This window comes from Peribacillus glennii (assembly GCF_003429105.1).
Classification (GTDB): domain Bacteria; phylum Bacillota; class Bacilli; order Bacillales; family DSM-1321; genus Peribacillus; species Peribacillus glennii.
Genome location: NZ_QVTD01000024.1, coordinates 60,467 through 70,050 on the forward strand (window position 1 = coordinate 60,467; position 9,584 = coordinate 70,050).

Genomic DNA, 9,584 nt, shown 5'->3' on the forward strand with positions numbered 1-9,584 from the left:
AGTTTTTATTTTCTATATACCGAAAATGGCAATTACCAACAACTAAAGCACTCGGAGGGAAACGAAAGATGGCAGAAGTGAAAGCAAGCATGGCAGGAAGCGTCTGGAAAATCGTAGTTTCAGTCGGTGACATCGTTACGGAAGGGCAGGACATAGTTATTTTGGAATCGATGAAAATGGAGATACCGATAGCGGCGGAAGCTGATGGAACAGTAAAAGAAATAAGAGTGAATGAAAACGATTTTGTGAATGAAGGTGATGTATTAGCCATTATCGAATAGAAATCGGAGGAATGCGATGAAATGGCCAGATAAGGTAACAATCAAGGAAGTCGGCCCAAGAGACGGTTTGCAAAATGAAAAGGAAATCGTATCTGCGGAAGAAAAAATTGAGTGGATTGACGCTTTATCCCAAACCGGTTTGTCTTATATTGAAATCACATCTTTCGTAAATCCAAATTGGGTGCCCCAGTTAAGTGATGCTGAGGTGGTTGCAAAGGGAATAAAAAGAAACCCGGCTGTCACATATGGTGCCCTTGTGCCGAATATGCGCGGGTTAGAAACGGCATTGGAAGCGGATATTGACGAAGTGTCAGTATTTATGTCGGCGAGTGAAACCCATAATCGGAAAAATATCAACAAATCGATTGATCAGACCTTTCCGGTTTTACAGGAAACAATTAATGGCGCGCTTGCAGCCGGTAAGAGTCTGAGAGGCTATGTATCGACTATATTCGGCTGCCCATACGAGGGAAAAGTTCCGATCGAACAAGTGTTCATGGTGTGTGACCGGCTTTTTGATATGGGCATCGGGGAACTGTCACTTGGGGATACAACCGGCATAGCCAATCCGCGCCAGGTAGAAGAGGTGTTGGATCTTGCATTAAAGAGATATGACAGGAACAAGATTGCCCTCCACTTTCATGATACAAGGGGAATGGCGATGGCTAATGTGCTAAAAGCGCTGGATTATGGGATCACTTCATTTGATTCTGCGCTCGGCGGCATCGGCGGCTGTCCATATGCACCCGGGGCAAGCGGCAATGTTGCGACCGATGACTTGGTATACATGCTTGAGGATATGGGGATTTCAACAAAAATCAATCAGGCAAAACTGCTCGATGCAGCGGTCAGGATCCAGCAATCGCTCGGCAAGAAACTCCCAAGCCATCAGATGGCTGTATATTCAGAACAACTTAAAGGAGTGTAGCTATGTCATCAATCATAGAGCTTAATCGAGAGATAACGGGCATTGCGATTGTGACATTGAATCGGCCACAGGCTGCCAACGCATTATCTCTGGACATGTTAAAAGAACTGAACGGGGTGATGAAACAACTGCGCTATGACCCTTCGTTAAGATGCATTATATTGACGGGTTCCGGAGAAAAAGCGTTTTGTGCGGGTGCTGATTTAAAAGAACGGAGAAGTATGAAAGAGGCGGAAGTAAAAAGGACAGTAAAATTGATTGGTTACACGATTTCTTCTATTGAAGAGCTTCCCCAGCCGGTAATTGCCGCGATCAATGGATCAGCTTTCGGAGGAGGGCTAGAGCTTGCGCTAGCATGTGATATTCGTATTGCAGCCGATTCCGCCAAAATGGGCCTTACCGAGACATCACTCGGGATAATACCGGGTGCAGGAGGAACCCAGAGGCTGCCGCGAATCATAGGAACCTCGAGAGCCAAGGAGCTCATATTTACAGCAAGGCGCATTGATGCCTTTGAAGCAGAACGCCTGGGATTAATCAGCAAAATAACAGACAGCGGCCAGCTTCTGAAAACAGCCGTTTCCCTCGCGAATGAAATTGCGCGCAATGCGCCCATTGCCTTGCAGGCTGCCAAACAAGCGATCAACCAAGGAGTGGAGACAGATATTGCCACGGGATTGAAAATAGAAGAGCTCTGTTATGGACGGACAATTTCTACAAGTGACAGGCTGGAAGGGTTGAATGCCTTCAAAGAAAAAAGAACACCGATTTTCACAGGCGAATGACCTGTTTCGCCAGGGAGGGAACGATCATGTCCTTAAAGGAAAAACTGAATGAAACCGTGGACAAAATAAAAAAAGGCGGTCTTGAAAAATATCATGAAAAAAACGCTGAAAAAGGGAAATTATTCGTTCGCAATAGGCTGGAGCTGCTTTTTGATGAAGGATTGGAAATAGAGGATGCTTTTTTTGCCAATTGTGAAAGCGGAGGCTTGCCAGCGGACGGTGTGGTAACTGGAATCGGTAAAATAGGCGGGCAAACAGTATGTGTCATGGCAAATGATTCGACCGTAAAAGCGGGTTCGTGGGGAGCCAAAACGGTTGAAAAAATCCTCCGTATCCAGGAAACGGCGGAAAAACTCCAGGTTCCCCTACTGTATCTTGTTGACTCAGCAGGGGCTCGTATTACGGACCAGGTCGAAATGTTCCCGGGCAGGAGGGGAGCAGGGCGGATTTTTTATAACCAAGTGAAACTGTCAGGTAAAGTTCCGCAAATCTGCCTCCTTTTCGGACCATCCGCAGCTGGGGGTGCCTACATTCCGGCTTTTTGCGATATCGTGGTCATGGTGGAAGGAAATGCTTCCATGTATTTGGGTTCGCCAAGAATGGCAGAAATGGTCATTGGCGAAAAGGTGAGCGAAGAGGAAATGGGCGGTGCCAAAATGCATTGCTCCATATCCGGGTGTGGCGATGTGTTAGCGAAGACAGAACAGGAAGCGATAGCTTTTGCCCGGAGCTATCTTTCCTACTTCCCGGCCAATTTTCAGGAAAAGCCGGCTGCAACAGAAGCGGGACTACCCGCGGAATTTGAAAAAACGCTTGAGGAGTTGCTTCCTGCGAACCAAAACGCACCTTTTAATATGCATGAATTCATAGAGAGAATCATCGACCAAGGTACGTTTTGCGAAATTAAAAAATTATTTGCCCCGGAACTGATAACAGGCCTGGCTCGTTTAAACGGTAATACAATCGGGATAATCGCCAATCAGCCCCGAGTCAAAGGTGGCGTGCTCTTTCACGATTCCGCGGATAAAGCCGCGAAGTTCATAACACTCTGCGATGCCTTCAATATTCCTCTTCTGTTTCTCGCGGACATACCAGGCTTCATGATTGGGACGAAAGTCGAGCAGGCAGGCATCATCCGCCATGGGGCTAAGATGATATCAGCTATGAGTGAAGCGACCGTTCCAAAGATCTCAGTGGTCGTTCGAAAAGCATACGGTGCTGGATTATACGCCATGGCAGGCCCTGCGTTCGAACCCGATTGCTGCCTCGCCCTGCCGACCGCATCGATTGCCGTAATGGGGCCCGAAGCTGCGGTGAACGCAGTTTATGCCAATAAAATCAAGGGGCTGCCACCCGAAGAGCGTACTGCTTTTATTGAATTGAAACGGGAAGAATATAAAAAAGATATCGATATATATCGGCTGGCCTCTGAAATGATTATTGATCACATCGTCCAGCCAAATGACCTGCGCAAGGAATTAATAAACAGGTTTGAGTCATATATTTCCAAGCAGCAAATTTTCACCACTCGAAAACACGGGGTTTATCCAGTTTAAAATAAGCGCCAATCCGGGTATCAAAATGGTATATCGGCTTTCCTGAGCCTCTATGTGGGATCTTGATTCCGGATTGGTTTATTGTGCCTGGTAAAAACAAAATAGTTGAAAATATCTCAGAGTATAGTATATTTTTCCATATAATTGTTCAATATTTCACGTAAGTATGACGAGGGTCAAATGGGTATATGTAAAGATAATTACTCTACTGACGGAATTGGGGGAAAAATTGTGAAGGCGAGTTTTGAAAGCATTGTTGATGTTACGGCAATTGGAGGCCAGAATTCTGCGAAGATACATGAATTATTAACACTTGCAAGCAAAGAGGAGCTTGTCCAATCGGTACAGGATACCGACAGGGTTTTATTTTTGGGTATCGATTTTCAAAACGACTTCATGGAAAATGGCGGCCTGGCAGTTCCTAATTCTCATCAGGATGTAGCAAATGTTACGAGATTCATTTATGACAATATGGAAAGAATAACTACCATCGCAGTATCCATTGACACCCATGAACCTCAACAAATTTTCCATCCGTCCTGGTGGGTTGACCTGTCTGGCCATAACCCTGAACCTCTTACAATTATCTCGGCAGAAGATGTAGACAATGGAAAGTGGAAGCCGGTAGAACATTATGAGGTTAGCAAAGATTACGTGCATAATCTAGAAAAATTAGGGAAGAAGCAATTATGCATTTGGCCCTATCATTGCCTTCAAGGCACAAATGGGGCCGCGCTTGAAAGCCAATTTTCCAACATGATTCATTTCCATTCGATTGCTAGAAAATCAAAGCTCCAAAAGATCGTAAAAGGGCTGGATCCATTGAGCGAAATGTATGGGATAATCAAAGCAGAGTACGACCGCAGCGATTATTGCAACCATGAGTTTTTACAGTCGCTAAAGGGATATGACAAGATTATCATTGCTGGAGAAGCAAAATCCCACTGCGTGCTCGAATCCGTGAAACAAATAGCAGAACATTACGCGAAAGACAGGGAAATCACTTCCAGGATCTTTTTGTTGGAGGATTGTATGTCCCCGATTACAGGTTTCGAAGAGAGTACAAATGAAGAATTCAAACAATTGCAGATACAATACGGAATCAACATTGTAAGTTCAAATAGCTTTTCTATGGATTGATGCTGGAATTTAACTTTTCATAATGGGGGGGAATCACATGTATTCACAGTATGTAGATGACAGCTACGCATTACATACCGATTTGTACCAGGTGAACATGGCACAGACATATTGGCAGGACGAGATACATACACGAAATGCTGTATTTGAGCTGTTTTTTAGAAAGTTGCCTTTTAAAAACGGATATGGAGTCTTTGCAGGACTTGAAAAAATCATTCATTACATTCAGAACTTCCGTTTTTCAGATACGGATCTCCAATATTTGCGTGATGATTTAGGCTTTGAAAATGATTTCTTGCAATATTTAAGTGAGCTGCGCTTTACTGGGAATATCCGCTGTATGAAGGAAGGAGAGCTGGTTTTCGGCAATGAACCGATCCTTCGGGTTGAGGCACCGCTTGGGGAGGCGCAGATAATTGAGACGGCACTGTTAAATATCGTCAATTATCAAACCCTTGTCGCCACTAAAGCATCCAGGATCAAACAAGTGATTGGAAATGAAGCTGCGCTCGAATTCGGTACCCGCAGGGCCCAGGAAATGGAAGCTGCCGTTTGGGGAGCACGCGCTGCATATATCGCCGGGTTCGATTCCACAAGCAACGTAAGGGCAGGCAAGCTTTTCGGCATTCCTGTCTCAGGAACACATGCCCATTCCATGATCCAGGCTTATAAGGACGAATATAAAGCCTTTCATGAATATGCAAGTTCCCATGATGATTGTGTGTTCCTTGTCGATACGTATGATACGCTGCGCTCTGGGGTCCCGAATGCAATCCGGGTCGCGAAAGAACTGGGCGATAAAATCAATTTTAAAGGCATCCGCCTCGATAGTGGGGATTTGGCATATTTATCGAAGGAAAGCAGAAGAATGCTTGATGAAGCGGGATTCACGGAAACAAAAATTGTAGCTTCCAATGATTTGGACGAATACACAATCATCAACCTTAAATCCCAGGGGGCGGAAATCGATATTTGGGGCATCGGGACGAAATTAATCACGGCATATGACCAGCCTGCGCTTGGAGCTGTTTATAAAATGGTTTCAATCGAGGATGAACAAGGGAATATGGTAGATACAATCAAAATTTCCTCCAATCCGGAAAAAGTCACCACGCCCGGGTTAAAGCGGGTGTACCGGATCATTAATAGAACGAATAAGCATTCTGAGGGAGATTACATCACGATGGATGACGAAAATCCGGAAAACGAAGAAAGACTCAAAATGTTCCATCCGGTTCATACATTCATGAGTAAATTCGTAACCGATTTTTATGCCGTCGACCTGCACGAGGACATATTCCATGAAGGAAAGTTACTATACAATCCACCTAATATGGATGAAATTCGCCAATTTACACAAGAGAATCTCCGCCTATTATGGCCGGAATACAAGCGTGCGCTGAACCCTGAAGAATATCCGGTCGACTTAAGCGAAAAATGCTGGGAAAATAAAATGAAAAATATTGAAGAAGTCAAACAAAAAGTAGATGCCATGAAAAAATAACGGTGGAAAAATGAAAAGGGGGAGTCTTGCATGCGACCTTCACAAAAGCAAATCATTGAAAGGCTGTTAGTCCAGCCTTCCATTGACCCGGAAATAGAATTCAGGAGAAGTGTCGATTTTTTAAAGGATTATCTAACAAAATATCCTTTCTTAAAAAGTTTGGTACTGGGAATTTCAGGCGGCCAGGATTCTACACTTGGAGGGTACATAGCCCAAACAGCTGTAAATGAATTAAATGAAGAAACCGGAACGAATGAATATCAATTCATTGCTGTCAGCCTCCCATACGGCGTCCAGGCAGACGAGGCAGATCGGCAGGAAGCACTGCAGTTCATCAAACCGAGCCGCAATGTTACCGTGAATATAAAACCTTCCGTTGATGCAAGTGTACAGGCCGTGGAGCAAGCCACAGGAGAGCGGCTTTCCGACTTTCTCAAAGGAAATGTAAAGGCCCGGGAACGTATGAAGGTGCAATATGATCTGGCGGGGATCTTCCATGGCGTTGTATTAGGAACAGATCATGCTGCCGAAGCAATAACGGGATTCTTCACAAAGCATGGAGATGGTGCAGCCGACCTAGTGCCCTTATACCGATTGAATAAAAGGCAAGGACGTGAAATCCTCAAATTTGTCGGTGCGCCGGAAAGGCTTTACACCAAAATTCCGACTGCAGACTTAGAGGACGATAAGCCATTGGTGCCGGATGAAGTAGCGTTAGGCGTGTCATATAATGATATAGACGATTACCTCGAAGGCAAAGAAATTAGCGCAGATGCAGCAAAAAAAATTGAAGGATGGTACTTGAAAACCGAACATAAACGCAATCCTGCAATCGACGTATTCCAGGATTGGTGGAGATAAAAAGAGGAGGCCTGTGCACATAGCCCTGTCAAGTAGACATTGAAAAAAAGAGTATATTAAGCTGCGGCCTTTTCTCGGTATTCAATCGGGGAAAGGCCGTTAAATTTCTCTTGGAAGCGATCATGATTGTAGAATTGGACATACTCCTCAATGGCTTGATAAGCTTGTTCTGCTGTTTTTGGGCGTACCAAATACATCTTCTCAGTCTTTAAAGGTGAGAAGAAACTCTCGATACAAGCGTTATCATGACAATTCCCGCGACGGGAGTGGCTTCCTTGAATACCTAGCTCCCTCAGCTGCTTTTCATATGATTTGGTTGTATATTGGAATCCTTGGCCAGAATGTACTAGGGCATCCTTGTGAAATGGTTTGTCTTGTAGCTGTTTTAGCGTATCCATAACTAATTCAAGATCATTGCGCTCGGAAACTTGCCATGCCACTATTTCATTGTTATACAAATCTAACACGGCAGACAGGTAGGCAAAGGTATCTCCAATGCGCACATAGATGATATCTGTTACTAGCTTTTGGTACATTGTCTCGGCATGGAACTCACGGTTCAGCACATTTTTAAACACAACTGAACCTCTCCTGCCATAGAATGGCCGTTTTTTGCGTATAACAGATTGGATGCCTAATTCCCTCATCAACCGTCTAACACGCTTATGGTTCACCTCCATTCCCTCTCTTGATAAAGCCCGGGTCATCCTTTTGTACCCATAGTATGGGTGCACTTTATGGATAGCTAAAATATGTTCTTGAATCAATAGATTTTTTTCAAGCCGAAGAGAACGTTTTTTGACTGGGTTTTACGCCACTTATAATAACCAGCTCTGGAAACTTCCCCTATTTTCAATAGTGTATTCAATGGATGTTTATTTCGAAGAAAATCAATGATTTCAAACCGTTTGGCTTTTAGGACGACTCCTTTCCGTGTAGATTTGGATTGCGCTTTTTTAGGTATTCCACCTGCGCTTTCAGATAAGCAATCTCTTCTTCCAGGCTATTAAAATTCTTTTTATTCCATTGCCCACGCTGATCATCAAATGGTTCTCCATTTTGAACTTTCTTCACCCACTCAGCTATTTGGGCATCACTCTTAATTCCAAAACGTTCACGGAGCTGCCGATAAGACCACCCCTCCTGCAGCTTTAAACGAACTACTTCACGTTTTAGTCCTTCTGTATAAGTTGTAAAGGTTTGTCCTTTTTTGGCCATAGAAAATCCCCTCCCAGGCAGACTGTTAAGAACATATTATCATGTTCTCTTTTTTTACTGTCTACCTGTAGGGGATAATATCACTGCTTATAAGGAGGCCTTCTCTTTTTATGTATGCACATGGGCTTTAAAAATGAGATAATAGTTCTGCGAGCTCTATCAAAATTAGGATGAGGAGAAAAATTCTGATGAATATTGCTATGTCTTGGAGCGGGGGCAAAGACGGATGTATGGCTCTGCATAAATTAATTGAACAAGGCCATTCAGTAAAATGTTTGTTTACTACGTTGCCAGAAGAAATCGGTGGCAGGACATTCGGGCATGGAGAAAGGGCAGATTCTATAAAAATTCAGAGTGAAGCCCTTGGCATACCGGTTGAATTTCTGCCGTGTTCTTTCCATACATATACCGAAAAAGTAGTGGATTCTTTAACAAGGCTTAAAGCTAAATATCAATTGGATGCGGCTGCATTTGGTGATTTGTATCTGCAAGAGCATCGGGATTGGGGAGAAAAGGTATGCGGTGAAGTGGGTTTACATGCGCTGTATCCGTTATGGATGAATGAAGCAAAGGCATTACAAGCTCTGCACTCTTTTAAAGAATCCGGATATAAAGCAACTGTAATACGAGTGCGAGATGATGTGCTGTCTTCTTCTTGGCTAGGGCGTGAGTTGAACGATCAATTTTATTCGGATATTCAAGAAGAGAAGAGTTGCCCAATGGGGGAAGCCGGTGAATACCACACGTTTGTTTATGATGGGCCATTATTTAAGAAAAAAATTGAGTTTGAATACGGTGATATCATCCAGCTCGAGACGACCAAAAGGCTGGAAATCGAACAATTAAACCTTACGGATAAATAGTTAGCCTGCTGACTTGGCACAAAAACGTAAAATAAAATACGATGTAAGATCTGTTTTCTCTTCTTTTCGATTTTCGATATTGACTTTATTATGGAACGGTAGTATCATAAGTGAGCTGCTTTAAAACAGTAGTATGATACATGCAAAATTCAAATCTAAAACATTAGAAAAACATTGCTAGGCTATTGACAGCAAATCCGAAAAATAGTATCATAGAAAATTTGTTACAAAAGCAAAGTGAAATTTTGAGATAAAATGGAAACTTTGTAGAAGTTGACAACTAAATGACGTTATGGTAAGATAATAAAGTCGCTTCCGACAGAAACGACAAGAAAATTGCTCTTTGAAAACTGAACAAAACAAAGCGCCAACGTTATAATAGTGAGCAAACACTATAAAAACAAAATGAGCTATTCAAACATTTCTTCGGAGAGTTTGATCCTGGCTC

Annotated in this window: 8 protein-coding genes and 1 pseudogene; 8 read left to right on the forward strand and 1 reads right to left on the reverse strand. The window is 43.3% G+C overall.

All coding sequences use genetic code 11. The annotated features are described in order from the left end of the window. The first annotated feature begins 68 nt into the window (after positions 1-68). From D0466_RS21415 to nadE, 7 genes are all read left to right on the forward strand, one after another. Positions 69-281, forward strand: a complete 213-nt coding sequence (locus D0466_RS21415; protein WP_117324528.1) for an acetyl-CoA carboxylase biotin carboxyl carrier protein subunit — start codon at positions 69-71, stop codon at positions 279-281. A 16-nt stretch (positions 282-297) separates the two neighbouring features. Next, on the forward strand, positions 298-1,209 hold the full coding sequence (locus D0466_RS21420) for a hydroxymethylglutaryl-CoA lyase (protein ID WP_117324529.1): 912 nt from the start codon (positions 298-300) through the stop codon (positions 1,207-1,209). Positions 1,210-1,211: 2 nt separating this feature from the next. Further along, positions 1,212-1,994, forward strand: coding sequence for an enoyl-CoA hydratase (locus tag D0466_RS21425; RefSeq protein ID WP_117324530.1), 783 nt, complete (start codon positions 1,212-1,214; stop codon positions 1,992-1,994). A gap of 26 nt (positions 1,995-2,020) precedes the next feature. Next, positions 2,021-3,550 (forward strand): acyl-CoA carboxylase subunit beta, encoded by a 1,530-nt coding sequence (locus tag D0466_RS21430; protein ID WP_117324531.1) that lies wholly within the window; start codon positions 2,021-2,023, stop codon positions 3,548-3,550. Positions 3,551-3,781: 231 nt separating this feature from the next. After that, positions 3,782-4,690 carry a cysteine hydrolase family protein gene (locus D0466_RS21435; protein ID WP_117324532.1) on the forward strand — a complete coding sequence of 303 codons (909 nt, stop codon included), beginning with the start codon at positions 3,782-3,784 and terminating at the stop codon, positions 4,688-4,690. Between the two features lie 37 nt (positions 4,691-4,727). After that, positions 4,728-6,194, forward strand: a complete 1,467-nt coding sequence (locus tag D0466_RS21440) for a nicotinate phosphoribosyltransferase (RefSeq protein ID WP_117324533.1) — start codon at positions 4,728-4,730, stop codon at positions 6,192-6,194. A 30-nt stretch (positions 6,195-6,224) separates the two neighbouring features. After that, on the forward strand, positions 6,225-7,055 hold the full coding sequence (nadE, locus tag D0466_RS21445) for an ammonia-dependent NAD(+) synthetase (RefSeq protein WP_117324534.1): 831 nt from the start codon (positions 6,225-6,227) through the stop codon (positions 7,053-7,055). 56 nt (positions 7,056-7,111) lie between these two features. On the opposite strand, the pseudogene D0466_RS21450 reads toward nadE, so the two are convergent. Continuing rightward, positions 7,112-8,273 (reverse strand): annotated as a pseudogene (locus D0466_RS21450) (IS3 family transposase). A 188-nt stretch (positions 8,274-8,461) separates the two neighbouring features. Here D0466_RS21450 and D0466_RS21455 point away from each other — a divergent pair. After that, positions 8,462-9,136 (forward strand): Dph6-related ATP pyrophosphatase, encoded by a 675-nt coding sequence (locus tag D0466_RS21455; RefSeq protein WP_233522784.1) that lies wholly within the window; start codon positions 8,462-8,464, stop codon positions 9,134-9,136. The last annotated feature ends 448 nt before the right edge of the window (positions 9,137-9,584 follow it).